16 protein-coding genes and 1 pseudogene are annotated in these 15,693 nt (G+C 64.8%); 10 read left to right on the top strand and 7 right to left on the bottom strand.

Annotation, left to right across the window (positions count from 1 at the left end):
• A pseudogene (locus tag FV217_RS19335) lies at window positions 1-396 on the top strand (hypothetical protein); the annotation flags it as partial.
• A 168-nt stretch (window positions 397-564) separates the two neighbouring features.
• On the opposite strand, the gene FV217_RS19340 reads toward FV217_RS19335, so the two are convergent.
• On the bottom strand, window positions 565-1,581 hold the full coding sequence (locus FV217_RS19340; protein ID WP_147818955.1) for a hypothetical protein: 1,017 nt from the start codon (window positions 1,579-1,581) through the stop codon (window positions 565-567).
• A gap of 175 nt (window positions 1,582-1,756) precedes the next feature.
• Complete coding sequence (locus tag FV217_RS19345) at window positions 1,757-2,083, bottom strand: hypothetical protein (protein ID WP_147818957.1); 327 nt, start codon at window positions 2,081-2,083, stop codon at window positions 1,757-1,759.
• 128 nt (window positions 2,084-2,211) lie between these two features.
• On the opposite strand from FV217_RS19345, the gene FV217_RS19350 reads away from it, so the two are divergent.
• The 3 genes from FV217_RS19350 (at window position 2,212) to FV217_RS19360 (ending at window position 7,570) form a co-directional block, all read left to right on the top strand.
• Window positions 2,212-3,660 carry a YcjX family protein gene (locus FV217_RS19350; RefSeq protein WP_147818959.1) on the top strand — a complete coding sequence of 483 codons (1,449 nt, stop codon included), beginning with the start codon at window positions 2,212-2,214 and terminating at the stop codon, window positions 3,658-3,660.
• On the top strand, window positions 3,657-4,670 hold the full coding sequence (locus tag FV217_RS19355) for a TIGR01620 family protein (RefSeq protein ID WP_147818961.1): 1,014 nt from the start codon (window positions 3,657-3,659) through the stop codon (window positions 4,668-4,670). The genes FV217_RS19350 and FV217_RS19355 overlap by 4 nt, the downstream gene beginning before the upstream one ends.
• A 1,271-nt stretch (window positions 4,671-5,941) precedes the next feature.
• Entirely contained in the window at window positions 5,942-7,570 is a 1,629-nt protein-coding gene (locus FV217_RS19360) for an outer membrane beta-barrel protein (protein ID WP_246682999.1), read from the top strand.
• A 93-nt stretch (window positions 7,571-7,663) separates the two neighbouring features.
• Here the strand turns inward: FV217_RS19360 and FV217_RS19365 are convergent, their stop codons facing one another.
• The 3 genes from FV217_RS19365 to FV217_RS19375 all read right to left on the bottom strand — a co-directional run bounded on the left by FV217_RS19365 (window position 7,664) and on the right by FV217_RS19375 (window position 10,247).
• Window positions 7,664-9,043 carry a carboxylesterase family protein gene (locus FV217_RS19365; protein ID WP_147818965.1) on the bottom strand — a complete coding sequence of 460 codons (1,380 nt, stop codon included), beginning with the start codon at window positions 9,041-9,043 and terminating at the stop codon, window positions 7,664-7,666.
• Window positions 9,044-9,115: 72 nt separating this feature from the next.
• Window positions 9,116-9,772: an SCO family protein gene (locus tag FV217_RS19370; protein ID WP_238232066.1), complete on the bottom strand. Its 657-nt coding sequence runs from the start codon at window positions 9,770-9,772 to the stop codon at window positions 9,116-9,118.
• Complete coding sequence (locus FV217_RS19375; protein ID WP_238232068.1) at window positions 9,741-10,247, bottom strand: copper chaperone PCu(A)C; 507 nt, start codon at window positions 10,245-10,247, stop codon at window positions 9,741-9,743. Before FV217_RS19375 ends, FV217_RS19370 begins: the two co-directional genes overlap by 32 nt.
• A gap of 215 nt (window positions 10,248-10,462) precedes the next feature.
• Here FV217_RS19375 and FV217_RS19380 point away from each other — a divergent pair, with 215 nt between their 5' ends.
• Window positions 10,463-10,729, top strand: coding sequence for a hypothetical protein (locus FV217_RS19380; protein WP_147818969.1), 267 nt, complete (start codon window positions 10,463-10,465; stop codon window positions 10,727-10,729).
• A gap of 51 nt (window positions 10,730-10,780) precedes the next feature.
• A complete protein-coding gene (locus FV217_RS19385; RefSeq protein WP_147818972.1) occupies window positions 10,781-11,047 on the top strand; it encodes a hypothetical protein in 267 nt (88 codons plus the stop codon).
• A gap of 78 nt (window positions 11,048-11,125) precedes the next feature.
• Here FV217_RS19385 and FV217_RS19390 read toward each other — a convergent pair whose 3' ends face one another.
• On the bottom strand, window positions 11,126-12,028 hold the full coding sequence (locus tag FV217_RS19390; RefSeq protein ID WP_147818974.1) for an SDR family oxidoreductase: 903 nt from the start codon (window positions 12,026-12,028) through the stop codon (window positions 11,126-11,128).
• A gap of 99 nt (window positions 12,029-12,127) precedes the next feature.
• On the opposite strand from FV217_RS19390, the gene FV217_RS19395 reads away from it, so the two are divergent.
• Complete coding sequence (locus FV217_RS19395) at window positions 12,128-12,991, top strand: helix-turn-helix transcriptional regulator (protein WP_147818976.1); 864 nt, start codon at window positions 12,128-12,130, stop codon at window positions 12,989-12,991.
• 108 nt (window positions 12,992-13,099) lie between these two features.
• On the opposite strand, the gene FV217_RS19400 is transcribed toward FV217_RS19395, so the two are convergent.
• Window positions 13,100-13,846: a glucose 1-dehydrogenase gene (locus FV217_RS19400; protein WP_147818978.1), complete on the bottom strand. Its 747-nt coding sequence runs from the start codon at window positions 13,844-13,846 to the stop codon at window positions 13,100-13,102.
• A 106-nt stretch (window positions 13,847-13,952) separates the two neighbouring features.
• On the opposite strand from FV217_RS19400, the gene FV217_RS19405 reads away from it, so the two are divergent.
• From FV217_RS19405 to FV217_RS19415, 3 genes are all read left to right on the top strand, one after another.
• Complete coding sequence (locus tag FV217_RS19405; RefSeq protein ID WP_147818979.1) at window positions 13,953-14,333, top strand: helix-turn-helix domain-containing protein; 381 nt, start codon at window positions 13,953-13,955, stop codon at window positions 14,331-14,333.
• 371 nt (window positions 14,334-14,704) lie between these two features.
• Window positions 14,705-14,911 carry a hypothetical protein gene (locus FV217_RS19410; protein ID WP_147818981.1) on the top strand — a complete coding sequence of 69 codons (207 nt, stop codon included), beginning with the start codon at window positions 14,705-14,707 and terminating at the stop codon, window positions 14,909-14,911.
• Between the two features lie 233 nt (window positions 14,912-15,144).
• Window positions 15,145-15,693: DUF2147 domain-containing protein (locus FV217_RS19415; RefSeq protein WP_147818983.1), on the top strand; the 549-nt coding region annotated here is incomplete at its 3' end.

A 15,693-nucleotide genomic window follows, 5' to 3' on the forward strand; every position in this document is an offset into this window, starting at 1 on the left:
CTGCGCCCGGTGCGCCCGCCCACGCGCGGCGCGGACGACCCGTCGGCGCTCCTCGCCTCCGACCGGCTGGTGGCCGAATCCGCGAGCCTGCCCTCGCTCGCCGCGGGACTGCCCGCCGGCAGCCTGCTCGATCTGCGTGTGCCGGCCCCGTTCTGCAGCACCGACGAGACCCGCATCCGGGCCTATGCCGACCGGATCGCCACCAGCGTCGGGCTCAAGCCCGAGGACGATCTCGGCCTGTTCGCGGCCGACGGCACGCCCACCGCCCGGCTCGCCCCGGTGATGCTGGCGATGTCCTCGGTGGAGCTCGGCTCGCTGCGAGCAAGCCCGGCGCTGATCGCGGCGGCGATCGCGCGGCTCGGGTTCACGGGCGCGGCGGCTTCGGCGGCGAATTGAGCGGGGGCTTGGCAGGTGACAGAACCGGGATGGTTTGATCTGAAATGGCACCCCTCGCTGCGACATCGTCGATCCTGTCGCGCTCGAATGATCTGCGCCCGGGATTGGGTTTACTTGGAGGGTTTGGCGGCGCAGAGGCAGTCAGGAGAGAATAAGTAGGCGGTGGGACTACTCCCCAGATACTTCCCGAAAAATCAAAAGTGGCGTTACTCCGAAGTAATCTCTTGGACGTCCGGTAACATTTCGAGCAATATTGGTGAGGTTGGCTGCTATTTTAAGAAGCCCTTCGGGCAGGATGTTTGCCCCCAGTTCGTCGAGCGTCTTCGGATCCGGGTCATCATCAGAAGGCTCATTTCGGTGGTCTGGCCATGCGTCTAAAATACCGAGCACCTTCCAGTGTCCGCGCATTAGGGCCCCATGCTTAAATGCTATGTCGTGAGCAGATGTTACAAGCGATTCGGCGGTCAAAGTAGCCCATGTATAAGACTGCGGTTTGAACACATATAAATGTATGGCTTTCGGAATTGTCGATACGACATTCATTCCTCGACGAAATTCTTGACCTTCGGGCGACGCAGGGTCAGTGTTCGCCTCACGGCAAGCTTGAGCTAGTAGAGAGTCAAATAAGTCTGGATCTAAAAAGATTGGCGTTAGTAGATTTGCATCAATGACGGAAATAGGGCCCTCAATAATTACAAAACGACCCAGGCGCGCTTCCCAGGCATCATATTCGATGAGATCATGCTCGTGGAGGTAGTCGAGTAGGCGTCGAGAATTTGCCCAGAGTGGATCAAATGTGTGCTCAGCAAGATCTTTAGTTTCGTCCGCAGTCGTTGCGTCAACCGTTGCAGATCCCCCCAGTACGGCCGGGAGACCTACCGTGCCGCTAGCTGTGCCTTTCACCGTCTGTGTGCGCCCGGTGCTCTCAGTCGCCTTCACGGACTGACGGACCCCGTACTCGTCAAACTGTGCTAGAAATGAGCCGACGCGGCGAACATCCTGGTACAAGAAGTCATACACCGAACCGCTTGGTGGGCCCGCGGAGAGCCCCTCGCAGCCGTTTTCTTCGCTCGTCGGCGTCGCGTCTGATGTCTGCGGCTCGCTCGAGGTTTTGCTTAACGGCATCAACGACTTCTTCCGGCGTGAGGGGAGCTTCGATGCGCGCGGATTCGTCGTGCCGATCAACCTTCTTGCGGTCAGGCATCAGGAGCCTCCTTAAGAGATCGCTCAACGAGACGACGGATCGCTTCGGAGCGAGAAGGTAGGTCAGGACGTATCCTGCGCCAATCATCTATGGCGACAAGTTGATCGACAGTTAAGCGAACCGGGACGGGTCGCGGAAAAAAGAGCGCGAAAGGCATTAATCCGCCCCTTCAGGGTCTTCCGCCGGCCGACCCGTCAGCAGCCTCTCGATCCGCTGCAGCCGCATCAGGATATGCGCAATCCCCATCAGGAGAAATCCTCCGATCCAGCAGGTCGCGACGATCTCGACGCGAATGTCGCTCTGGATCACGAAGGAGGCCACGAGACCTCCGATGAGCGAGATGATCGCGACGACGGTCAGCAGAATGTTCAATCGATTGCCTTGGGGTGCTCGCGGTGTCTCGGGACTTGTGCGGTCGGACGGCGCCGCGTCAATCGTCGGCGCGGCCCACGCGCCGGAGCGTGCGAGAAAGTTCTGCCCCAATCCTGATCCCGAGCCTCGCGGGTGCCGCGGGAAACCGGCATGGTTCCGAGCCATAGCCTTGCGCGACCCGCGCCCCCGCGCCACCTCAACCGTCGCCATCCCATCGATCCCGCGCGCCCGAGTCTGCCTTGCCGCCCCTGTCCGACTTCGCCGCGCAAGCCGGCTCCGCGATCAAGGCCTTTGCCGAAGCCTCCAGCGATCTCCTGATCCAGCCGACGCTGCGGCTCGGCGTCACCGGGCTGGCCCGCTCGGGCAAGACGGTGTTCACCACCGCGCTGATCCATCACCTCGTCGAGGGCCACCGGCTGCCGGCCTTCACGCCCGCGCAGGAAGGGCGCCTGCGCCGCGCCCGGCTCGTGCCGCAGCCGGACGACGACGTGCCGCGCTTCCCCTTCGAGGAGCATTTTTCGGCGCTGACGGGGGAGCGGCGCTGGCCGCGCTCCACCGATCGGATCAGCCAGTTCCGTCTGGCCATCGAGTACGAGCGCAAAGGCGGCTGGCGCAGCGGCCCCGGCACGCTCAATCTCGACGTGGTCGACTATCCCGGCGAGTGGCTGCTCGATCTGGCGCTGATCGAGCAGAGCTATGTCGGCTGGTCGCGCGCCACGATCCTCGGCACCCGCAGGGCCGGCCGCGCTGCCATGGCCGCACCGTGGTTGGAGACGCTGAAGGGCCTCGATCCCGACGGGCCGCTCGACGAGATCGTCGCCGAGCGCGCGGCGGATGCCTTCAAGGCCTATCTCGCAGCGCTGCGCGCCGGCCCCGAGGCCGTGGCGACGACCCCGCCGGGGCGCTTCCTGATGCCGGGCGACCTCGCCGGCTCGCCGATGCTGACCTTCGCGCCGCTCGACCGGTTGGGCGAGAGCATCAGGCCCGACAGCCTCGCCGCGCTGATGGAGCGGCGCTTCGAGGCCTACAAGGCCAAGGTCGTGGTGCCGTTTTTTCGCGACCATTTTCAAAGGGTGGATCGGCAGATCGTGCTGGTCGACGTGCTCTCCGCCGTCGATGCCGGGCCGGCCGCACTCGCTGAGCTGGAGGAGGCGATCGACGCCGTGCTCCTGTCCTTCCGCATCGGCCGCAACACGCTGTTTTCCTACTTTTTCGCGCCGCGGGCCGACAAGATCCTGTTCGCCGCCACCAAGGCCGACCACCTCCACCAGACCAGCCACGACCGGCTCGACGCACTGCTGCGCCTGCTCGTTGCCCGTGCCATGCGACGGACCGAAGCTGCGGGCGCCCGGGTGGGCACCGTGGCATTGGCCTCGGTGCGGGCCACGCGCGAGACGACGGTGCACGATGGTGATCTCGTGCTGCGCGCCGTCTCCGGCACGCCGGAGGCCGGCGAGCAGGTCGGCGACGACATCTTCGATGGTTCGACCGAGGCGGCGGTGTTTCCCGGCGAGCTGCCGGCGAGCGCCGAGGCCGTGCTCGAGGGTGCCGTGCCGCCGGGATCGCTGCGATTTCCGCGCTTCCGCCCGCCGGTGATCAAGCCCGACCCGCTCGGCCGGCCCGGCGACCTGCCGATGATCCGGCTCGACCGGGCCATGCAGTTTCTCATCGGGGATCGCCTGTCATGAGCCAACGCCCCCGCGCCTTCCGCATCCCCAGCGCCGACGTTGTCGAGACTGCCGACGCCCCAACGGCGATGGGCGAAAAAATCCGGCTGGTCGAAGAGCCCTTCGAGATCGTCGAGGCCGCCGACGGCGTCGTGGTGCCGGTCGCCCCGAAGCGCCGCGCGCCCTGGTTGAGCCTGTTCTTCGCGGCGCTCGGCGGCCTCGTCTCGATCGCGATCGGCCTGTCGATCGAGCGGCTGATCGTCGACCTGTTCTCCGCTGCACCCTGGCTCGGTTGGGTCGCGCTGGCCCTGCTGGCGCTGGCGCTGATCGCGCTCACCGCCATCGTCGTCCGCGAGATCGCCGGCGTCTGGCGCGAGCGCAAGATCGAGGTGCTGCGCGCCAAGGCGATGGAGGCGCTGGCGACGCGGGATCACACGGCGGCGCAAGGGGTCGTGAGGGATCTGCGCGCCTTCTACGCCGACCGCCCGGCGCTCGCCGAGGGCCGGGCCCGCCTCGATGCGCTCGGAGACGCCATCCTCGACGTCGACGACCGCATCGGCATCGCCGAGCGCGAGCTGCTCGCGCCCCTCGACGCGCGGGCGAAGAACGCCATCGCGCAATCCGCCAAGCAGGTCTCGGCGGTCACCGCACTCTCGCCGCGGGCCATCGTCGACGTCGCCTTCGTGGTCTTCGCCGCCGTGCGCCTGCTGCGAAGGATCGCTTCGATCTACGGCGGAAGGCCGGGCTTCCTCGGCTTCCTCCGGCTGGCGCGGGCCGCCTTCGCCCACCTCACCGTCACCGGCGGCATGGCGGTGGGGGAGGGCGTGCTCCAGCAGGTGCTCGGCCTCGGCGTGGCGGCGCGGATCTCGGCGAAGCTCGGCGAAGGGGTCCTGAACGGGCTGATGACGGCGCGATTCGGTCTCGCGGCCATGGCCGTCTGCCGCCCGCTGCCCTTCACCCGCGAGTCGCCGCCGACGGTCAACGACGTCGCGGGCCAACTCCTGCGCGCGAGCACCGACGAGACGCCGTGAGACCGTCGGGCAGACGGCGCCATCGTTTCACGCTCTGACGACCGGCCGGTGGCTGCGTCGGCTGTCGAGGCCACGTCAGTTTGGCGCGAAACGTGGTCTAAGTCATTGATTTCATAGCATCGCGGATCAGCGACTGCCCACCAAGTCGACGTGTTTTACGCACCTAAGTGCGCGTACGATTCCGAACCTGTCGGTGGTCGATGCCAGCGAATCACCCACTGCGCTGCCGTGACTTGGCGTTCTTTGATCATAGCCGTTTGGATTTCGGGGCGCAAAATTGGTGAGGATCGCCGGGCGCTTTTGCGGGGGTCGCCGACATGGGCGCATGAAAGACATGGGCGCATGAAAAAAGCCGCCCGTGGTGGAGCGGCTTCGCGGAGCTTCGAACCGGAAGCTATTTAGCTTTGGGGGGGCGATCAGTATCGTCCACGTATTTTCTTCTTGCTCAGACTGCCAGATAAAACGGCCATGTCGTCAAGGGCAATGGGTGACCACGACAAAAGTCATATCTAAGAACAGTAGCCGTTCATATCGAAATGGCTTCTGCTGCATGAGGCAACATCAAACTTCCGCAGAATTGGCTTCGAACCGGTTAGATTTGCTTCATTCGAACAAGGTCCTGAAATCGCCGGAGCTAGGTGCGTCGGACAGAGTGTTCGCGCCGGGGTGTCTTGGGTCGAGGCGGTCGCTCCGGCGAGGGGCAGGAATGGGACAACTGCTATAAGGACGGGAAAGGCTTCGGCATTCTCGACGCGCGAGTTGCTGCCTCAGAGCTGACGAGAGTTCTAGGCAATGTTTTCGGCTGAGAAGGACCCCACCGCGCGATCCGGTATCCATCAACGCCGGAATGCGGTGCATGAAAAATGCAGTTTGCTAAGTTGATTGCCGACGAAATTTGCTCTCCTTGGATGAAGCTAAAACTGTAGCAACGGCAGGCTCGGTATCGAATTCGTGAACGCAGCGTAAGCCCTTGTAAGACGAGGCGATATTTCTGCGCTTAGCCTGAAAGGTCGATAAAATCTGTTTGAGGTCGAGCGCGTTGCATATCGGCGACAGGCGAGGGATAGGCCTTTGCTCATAATCGGCATCGTATAAGACCCTACTGATCTGGCGAACGTGTCATGCGATTTTCGGTTGCCGCTTTGCTGTCGGCTGGCTTGGCCACGACCTGCCACGCGGCCGATCTGCCGGCCACCGCGTTGCAGACAGCGGTATCGGCTCCGCTGTTTACGTGGACTGGAGCCTATAGCGGCCTGTTCGCAGGCAGCGGGATGCTCGACAATCGGACGCGGCCAACCTGCGTCGGCGCGAATGGGCAGGCCAATGGCCTGAACTGCCCGATCCGCGCGCCCTCGTCCCATGACGCCAGCGATTTCATCGCGGGAAGCGAGATCGGCTACGACCACCAATTCGCACCGGGCTCGGGCGTCGTCGTCGGTGTGGCAGCCGACTACCAGTTTACGCCGATACGCACTTACGACATCGAGACGGGACGTTTCGCGCGAGCGGAGCAGCCCGGCGTCGTCTTTCCCAACGGCATCTATCACGTCGGCCAGCGTCTGGATTGGCTCGCCACTGCACGCGGCAAGGTCGGCTATGCGTTCGACCGCGTCTTCCTCTACGGCACCGGTGGCGTGGCCTTCGGCGACGTTCGGATCGACACGAACACCACGTCAGATCCGAACCCGGCCAGCCCACGGTTCAATCGTCCCGAGTTTGACGCCCGCAAGGGTGATCTGCGCGTCGGCTACGTCCTCGGCGGCGGTGTCGAGTACGCGATCGGGCCTCATCTGTCGGTCAAGGGCGAGGCTCTGTACTACGACCTCGGCGGCAGGACCGTTGCTGGTCGCGACAGCACCGGCCTGTTCCCCCGTCTGACCGTCGGCAGCCGGGTCGAGACGAGTGGGGTGCTCGGGCGCGTCGGCATCAACTACCGCTTCGACGATGGCGGTCTGCCGTTCATCGGCCCCGTTACCGACGTTGCACGGGCGCTGGTGAACCCTGTGCCTTACGTTCCGCCGGTCCCGCAGGTCTGGGACTTCGAGGTCGGCACGCGCTATTTCTACAGCTCGGGCAAGTTCGCGAAATCGTTCTACCGACCGGTCAACGAGACGATCATCTCGCGTCTGACCTATCGTGATTTCGACGCCCATTCCGGCGAGACGTTCGCTCGCCTCGACCACAATCCGACCGGCCTTTTCGCCAAGGGCTTCCTCGGCTCGGGCTTCGTGACCTCGGGTGGTCGGCTCAACGACGAGGATTTCCCGCCGGTCCGGGGCAACGCCTACTCGAACACCCGTTCCAAAATCCAGGACGGCGACATCGATTATGCCGTCATCGATGCGGGCTACAGCCTGTATCGCGACGACACCTTCCGCCTCGGGGCCTTCGTCGGCTATCAGCGCTATGCCGAGCGCGCCAACGCGACCAACGGGTTTCAAATTGCTTCGAACCCCGTCATCGGCGTCGGGACGATACCGAATACGGTCGCCTCGCTGACGCAGGACAACCACTGGAACGCGCTGCGCCTGGGGCTCGTCGGCGAGGCGCGCTACGACCGCTTCAAGCTGTCGCTCGAAGGAGCCTATCTCCCGTTCGTCGAACTGAACGGATACGATCGCCATTGGCAGCGGCCGGACATCAATCCGCTTACCGAGCAGGGTACGGGCGATGGCTACTTTCTACAGGGCGCAGTCACCTACGATCTGACCCCGACCATCAGCGTTGGCGTCGGCGCACGCTACTGGCGGATGTCCGTCGACCGGCAGGACGGCACGACCCGGTTCCCCAACCTGACAGAGCCGGCCAAGTTCGCCACCCAGCGCTATGGTGCCTTTGCCCAGATCTCCTACCGCTTCACGGATCCCGACTTTGGCTTTGGATCGCTGGTTTCGAAATAGCACCAAAGCGGCCCCATAATCAGCAGACCCGCCGCCGGCAGCGTCTTGTAGCGCTTCGTCGCCCAGGCTGAGCGGCTTCGCTCATGATCAATCTCAACCAACCCGCCGGGAGCTCAGAACTCCAGCGATGTCGGCATGCTCCGAGAGGTTTGTCCCTCGAGCAAAATCGGCCCAAACCTTTCGGAGCGCTCGTCCGTGTCGATCGAGATCGGACCAGGCCGCACCCTCGAGAAAGCTTGCGTTCTGCCAAGCACGCCGGTTTGCAAAAATGACCGGGAGCTCGATCGCGTGAGCGGAGCCGAACGGGTTCCCGGGCGCGGCCCACGTGATGGTGTAGAGGTGGGCGCGCCCTCCCGCCTTCACGTGACGCCTCGCGAACCTGCGGATCGCGCGCGCATAGACGGCCTCGGTGACGATACCGACGATGAGCCGCCGCAGGAGCGGGCCGATGATCGGAAGCCCGAGCCACGGCTTGAGTGAGGAGATCGTCGGCAGAAACAGCCGAGCTTCTTCGGCTGTGTGCCCGATCAGCACCTCGATGCGCGGGGCGACTGCGTCCCATGCCGCTTCGATCTCAGCCTCAGCAGGAAGCGGTGCATATCCGTATTGCGTGCCGAAGGGCATGGCTCCACGAAGGCCGAACCGCGCCCCGGCTCTTGCGACCACGGGTTCCAGGGCCAGAACCTCAGCAGTCGTCATATTGGCCGTCACCGACGCGGCCGCGCGCGACATCGCCGCGTTCATACGTCTGCGGCCGCGGGCGATCCCCAGGGGAGGGCTCTGGATGATGGCCCGCCGGAAAAGACTTCCAGCCGCCTCTGTCGCCATGATGTGAGCGATCGCGTCTCCGCCCGCCGACTGGCCGAATGCGGTTACATTTGAGGGGTTGCCGCCAAAGGCGGCGATGTTTCGCTTGACCCAGCGAAACGCCGTCATCTGGTCGAGCAGGCCGAGGTTGGCAGGCTTGCCGGCTCCGTCGCCGAGATAGCCGAACAGACCTAAGCGATAGGTCACGGACACGACGATGACGCGCTGCTCCGCCACCAGGGCCGCGGGATCGAAGCACGGCGCATCACCTGCGCCGCTGACGTAGGAACCGCCGTGGATCCAGACCATGACGGGCAACGCCTCATCCACGGCGACGTTGGCCGGCACGGTCACTGACAGGCGCTGACAGTCCTCGTCTTGCACCAGGGCACCGAGCGCACCACCGAGTGCCTCATCCAGGAACGGCACCGGCTGCTGCGGACAGGCGGGAGCCCATTGCGTAGCCGATAAGGGGATCACCCAATCCTCTACCGGCTCTGGCAGCGCGAACCGTGCCGCTCGCGCATAGGGGATGCCGGTCGCACGGATCACGGGGCCGTCGGCCCAGCCTTCGACGGGGCCGCAAGGCGGATCGAATGAGAGCTTTCCGCTCCTCGCAAACGTTTCGCTAGAGGTGCCCGCCTCTTCCGTTGCGCGGGAGGTCATACGCCACGCATCCGTTCGCCCACCAAGTTCTCGCAGCCGATCGTCAAAGCTTGTTGCTCGACAGATGATCGATCAAGAGTTTTGATGTCCCTTGAGGGCTTGGCGGATTTGTTTGAGGGCAAGCCCGTGCCCCGCGCCGAGGTCCAGCGGCCCTATGAAGCCGCCATTCTGGTCCATCAGGTAGACCATGAGGGTATGCTCGAGCGTGTAATCCCCATCGGGTAGCGGCACCCGTTTCGCGTAGGCACGGTACGATGCGGCGACCCGGTCGATCTCGGCTGGTGTACCAGTGAGGCCGGTGATCCGGTCACTGAAGGACTTCATGTACTCGCTGAGCACCGCCGCCGTGTCGCGCTCTGGATCGAGCGTGATGTAGAGGGCCTGAATATCACCACCCTGCTTCTGCATCTCGTCGATCAGGTTGCTGAGGTCGGCCAAGGTTGTCGGGCAGACGTTTGGACACTGCGTGAAGCCGAAGAACACGAGGAACGGCTTCCCTCGCAGGGAGGCAGAGTCCAGCACGCCCCCCTTCGAGGACTGTAGGCGGAACGGGCCGCCGACAACGGACAGGGGCGGGGGCTTCGGCCCGACCGGCCACATCGCGAAGGTCGTGCCGGCAATGGCGATAAGGCCGAGCGCCAGGACACCGAACAGCAGGTAATCCGCACGCCGCATGCCGGATCTGGCCGCCTGCGGGTCAGTGGGCATGGTCGTGCCCAGCGTGCTCATCGCCCGATGTCGCCGCGGCGATGCCTTCGACCTTGAACTCCACCGGCACCGAGCCGGCCTTCTCGAAGGTCAGCGAGCCCTTGACCATCTCGCCCTGCTTGAGTGGGGCCTTCAGACCCGTGAACATCAGGTGATAGCCGCTTGGTTTGAGCGTAACAGTCTCGCCCGGCTTGACCTCGAGGCCGCCCTCGACCGGCCCCATCTTCATCACCCCGCCCTCGACCGACATCGAGTGGACTTCGACCCGACCAGTATTCTCGAGCGTGCCGCCGATCAGGCGGTCGGTTTCGGCCCCCGCGTTCGTCACGCTCAGGTATCCGGCCGCGACCTTGGCCCCGCCCGGCGTTGCGCGCGACCAGGGATGACCGATCTTGAGGCCTCCGAGCGTGTAATCGTGAGCTAGGGCTGCGCTGGAACCTCCGAGAAGTGCCGCAAGGGCGGCAGTGCGCAGGATGGTCGTCAAGGCAGCTCGCACGGTGCTTCTCCAGATCTCAAGGGATAGGTGGGGTACTGCGCGACAAGCATCGCGCGGCGGCCTGTCGCATCCTTGCAGGGCGAATAGGTGCATGTGCATTTTCATCATAGGTTGGGCGCAGCAGGCAGCGTAGGGGAGCCCATCGTCGGCCTCTACGCTTGGCTGCCGGCGGCTGAGAGACGCGCGCTCCCGCCCTGGAATGTTGGAGTGCGCCGATGCTGGAAATCGTAGATGAGGTGACGCTGCCGGGGATGGCCGCCCTCCTGACGGCGTATCTGGTCCTTCATCTCAATGCGGACGGTCGGGTCATCGCAACGGAGACCGTCCAAGCTCCCAACGATGCGTGCGTTCTCGACCTTGTTCGCGCGCGAATGGATGGCAGGGCCATCGAGGTGTGGGATGGCGTCCGGTTCGTCGAGCATCTCGAGGCAAGCGACTCAGGTTCAGCATCGTTGGCTCTCGGAACAAACTGGTACCGTTAATGTAAGGCTTCGCGCAGGACAGGCTGTCATGCGAGCGTCAACGGAGCCGACGTGCCGCGCTACATTTTCGACGTTCACGATGATGGGCCAGTCGAGTGGGGCGATGACGGCGTAGAGTGCGCTGATCGAGATGAGATCGAACGTCGCGTCCACACTCTGATCGTGGCAGCTCAACAGCGGCAGGTTGCACGCGGAAGCCTGGAGGCCCTGACCACCATCTACGTGCATCACGAGAGTAATGGCATCGTCTTGGTCGCATCGGTGCGCCCTGGAGAGGACGTGCAGTTTGGCTGGACGCCGGGATCAGGAGGAGAATAAGGCGTCAGCTAGCCTGAGCTGGCTGACGCCTTTCGAGCGCGGGGGCTTGCTTGCAGACCGTGAGCGGACCGCGGCGTGTCAGTGGGACGCGCGGGAATAGTCCATTCGCTCGAGGTCGGCGATCAGACCCCGACCGGTCGGATGCCAATCGAGCCGTGCCCGCGTCAGGGCACTCGACGCCGGCATGTCGAGGCTGACGAATGCAGCCAACCACCCGAAGTGCTCCGCCGCTTTCTCCGGCGACAAGCCGACCGCCGGCACGTCCAAGCCACGGCCGATCACCTCCGCCATTTCGCGGGCGGTGACACCTTCCTCGGCGACCGCGTGGTACCGGGCACCGGCCTCCCGCCTCTCGAACGCGAGCGCGTAGAGCCGGGCGACATCGCGGACGGGAGCCGCGGGCCAGCGGTTGGCTCCCTCGCCGACATAGGCCGAGACGCCCGTGCGGCGGGCGACATCGACCAGATAGGTGATGAGCCCCTGCTTCACCGTGTCGTGCACCTGCGGGAGGCGCACGACCGACACGTTGACGCCCGCCTCCAGGAGCGCGGCACCCGCCATCTCGGACGCGATGCGAGGGTTCGGGTGTTCCACGTTGAAGACGTCTTCGGTCGCCAGTCCACCCCCCGTGGGGTTTCCGATTCCGGTGCCGGACGTGATGAGCAGCGGCCGATCCGATCCCTTCAGCGCGGAGCCCAGGGTTTCGATCGCGCGCCTGTCCTTCTCGCAGTTGGCGACGAAGTTCGAGAAGTCGTCATGGTCGAAGGCGGTATGGATCACCCCATCCGCCTGGGCCGCGCCGCTTCGCAGGCTGTCCAGGTCTTCGAGGTTGCCACGATGGGGTTCGACGCCGGCGTCGATCAGTTTTTGAGCGCCCGTGGCCGACCGTGTGAGACCAAGGACTTGATGCCCGGACCGGAGCAGTTCCGGGACGATCGCCGAGCCGATGAAGCCGGTGGCACCGGTGAGGAAGATGCGCATGAGATGCTGTCCGCTGTGGTCTGGACGATCTCTACCGGCCCGCCACCGATCCCGTTAAAGTTGTGACCTTATCCCGGTATAGGCACTAACAGGATCCCCATGCCTGCCAGCTCTGACACTCCACTGGGAGCATACCTGCGGGACCGTCGGACCAAGCTCGATCCGGCGGCCTTTGGGTTCGCTGGACGCAGGCGCACGCCCGGCCTGCGCCGGGAAGAGGTCGCCCAGCGTTCGAACATCAGCGCCACCTGGTACACGTGGTTGGAGCAGGGGCGCGGCGGCGCGCCCTCGGCGGACGTGCTGAACCGCATCGCCGCCGGGTTGATGCTGACCGAGGCCGAGCGGGAGCACGTCTTCATGCTCGCGCTCGGGCGTCCGCCGGAGGTCCGCTACAGGCCCAAGGAGGGGATCACGCCGCGTCTGCAGCGGCTGCTCGATACGCTGGAAGTCAGCCCGGCGCTGATCAAGACGGCAACCTGGGACATCGTCGCCTGGAACCGTGCCGCCGCCGTGGTGCTGACCGACTGGAGCACGGTCCCTCCCAATGAGCGCAACATCCTTCGCCGCATGTTTTGCGACCCGAGCGTTCGCACGGCGCAGCAGGATTGGGAGAGCATGGCCCGCTTCGTCGTCGGCGCGTTCCGGGCGGATGCCGTACGCGCCGGCGCTGCGTCCGAGGTCAGCGAACTGGTGGATGAGCTCTGTCGCACCAGCCCGGAGTTCGCTGCCTTCTGGCAGGAGAACGACGTCAATGCGCATGCCGACGGCGTCAAACGGCTCAGGCATCCAATCCTCGGCGCGATCGAACTGGAATTCTCGACCTTTGCGGTCGACGGCCGGCCCGACCTCGGCATGATCGTCTACAACCCTGTCACACAGGGCGTACGAGATCAGATCCGCTCGCTCGTTGGCTCAAGCGGCAACGAGGCCGGGTACGACGGTCCGGTGTCGAAGCGCGCCTAGCTCGCGGAGGACAACGAGCTCGGTCGAGGTCGCCAGATTGCGTTCGCCCTATGCCACCGCCTGCGCGCGCATCCGTTGCTGGAGCACGCGCCGGAGCAGATTTTCCTGTTATCGAACGCCGCCGCTGGCGGTGATGTTCTCACCAGTCAGCCAGCGGGCGTCGTCCGACGCGAGGAACGCGACGACCCCGGCGATGTCGTCCGGTTGGCCTGCACGGCCGAGCGGCGTTTGTGCGATGAAACCAGCCTCCATATCGGAGCCGACGACACCGGCCGTATGGGTGCCCTCGGTCACCACGAAGCCGGGGCTGACCACATTGACGCGGATCTTGCGGGGAGCCAGCTCGTTGGCGAGCACCCCCGAGATCGCGTTCAGGGCTCCCTTGGTGCCGGCATAGGCCGCCGCGGTTGGCGTAAGCACATGGGTGATCGCCGACGAGATATTGATCACGCTGCCGCCCTCGCCGAGATGCTTCGCGGCCGCCTGGGTCGCCAGCAAGACGCCGAGCACGTTGACGTCGAAGAGGCGGCGGTAGTGCTCCTCGGTCACCTCTTCGATCGCTGCGAATTCGTAGACACCGGAATTGTTGACCAGCACGTCGATCCGGCCAAACGCGTTTATCGCCGCCTCGATCAGCCCCTGAGCCTGGGCAGCCTTGGAGACGTCCCCCTGCACGGCGATGGCCTTGCCGCCGGCCGAGGTGATCGCCGCGACGACGGCGTCCGCGCCAGCCTTGCTCGACGCATAGTTGACCACGACGGCTGCACCGTCCTTCGCCAGCGATTTGGCGATGGCCGCGCCGATGCCTTTCGATGCACCGGTGACGACGGCGACCTTACCCTCAAGCTTTGACATCTGTGCTAGCTTTCGATGTGGGTCGGCCCCGGGATGGATGCCGTCGTCCCATAGTTCGGAAGTTCGGAACTATTAAAGCGCAGTTCAAGCCCCATATGGACGAAACATGAGGCCGCTTTTTCACCCCGCCCTGGAGGACGTTGAGCCGGAGGCGATCCTGCATGCCCTGTCCGATCCCAGACGGGCGGCGATCTTTGCCAGGATCGTGGGCGCAGGCTGCGTCGATGCCTGCTCGGCCCTGTCGGCTGTCGGCGACCGTGTCATCCCGAAATCGTCGCTGTCCAGCCACTTCAAGGTGTTGCGCGAAGCCGGATTGATCCGCAGCGAGCGTCACGGCGTGGAGATGCGGAACCACTCGCGTTGCGCCGAGGTGAACGCACGCTTCCCCGGCCTGCTGGCTGCGATCATCAACGCCTACGCTTTGGGACGAGGTGACGAACAGCGCTTATCCGCGCTGTCTTCAAGGGCACCATCTGCTGAAGCGTGATCACCTCACCTAATCGGCGCTCCACATGCCCCCGAACGATCAAAATCTGGCGTTTGGTACTTACGGTGATGGCCTGAGATGGGGGCCGGCCTGATTTCAGGCGGATCACCAAGGAAACGGCTCCCAGGGATCAGGGCGCACATCGTAGCATTCGGGCCTCTTTACCGCTTGGCTCACGGCAAGCGGGTAGGGGAAGAAATCCGCAAACCTGCGTGGTCGCGACATCGGCCCGACGCGTATCCGTTTGCCGATCTCCCAAAGCAGAACCGTTCTAAACTGCTTGACGCCAGTCTGGAGTTATTCTAACTACGATCTGTGCTGGCGACGGAGCCGAGGGCTCTGATCGCCGAGAAATTCGGAAGGAACATCCCATGGCCGGTACCAACGCCTCCTGCGAGAGCTGCCGCTTCTTCGACGACCACAAGACCAATGGCGGCAGCGCTGCCGGCGACGAGGGCCTGTGCCGCTTCAACCCGCCCGTGAGCCAGCCCGAGCCGAAGGGCCATGGCCTCTGGCCGGTCGTGGGCGGCAAGGATTGGTGCGGTCACTTCACCTCGGACATGCAGCCGGGCGAGTGATCGACCAGCAGGACCGAACGGTTCGAAGGCCGGCGCAGCAGCGCCGGCCTTTTTCGTTCCCGAACCGGTCGAGCGTCGACAAAGGGCACCCGGGCGCCGCAACCCGGTCATGATGCGGTCAACTTCCCGGACGACATCGGGGGCTCAGACGCACGGCCGCACGGCAGCATCGCCACGGCCCCGAACCAGCCGACGACCCGCGGACACGAGATGCGGGAATGGGGAAGAATCGCATGAACTGGTCTCCGATCACCGGTGCGCTCGCGGGCTTGGCGCTCGTCGCGCTCCCGAGCCTCGCGCAGGCCGCCCCGCGCGATCCGAGCGGCATCTGGCTCACCGAAGACGGCAAGGCCCGCATCCGCGTCGAGAAGTGCGGCGCCCAGAACACCAATATCTGCGGCTACGCCGTGTGGCTGAAGACGCCGCTGAACGACGAGGGCAAGCCCCGCGTCGACTTCCGCAATCCCGATCCGAAGAAGCAGGCCCGCGCCTCCCTCGGCCACCAGATGATCATGGGCCTGAAGCCCAATTCCGAGGGCAAGTACGAGGGCAAGATCTACAACGCCGAGAACGGCAAGTTCTACGACGTGACGATCTGGTCCGAGGCCCAGGGCGAACTCTCGGTGCGCGGCTGCATGCTCGGCTTCCTCTGCGGCTCGCAGACCTGGGAGCAGAAGGGCGACCTCGCGCAGGGCCAGCTCACCGGCCCGACCAACGGCGCCAACGGCCCGCGCGCCGACGCCGAGTGGGCGCCGAAGGGCAACCCGGCCGTGGCCAACGCC

This window comes from Methylobacterium sp. WL9, assembly GCF_008040035.1.
Classification (GTDB): Bacteria; Pseudomonadota; Alphaproteobacteria; order Rhizobiales; family Beijerinckiaceae; genus Methylobacterium; species Methylobacterium thuringiense.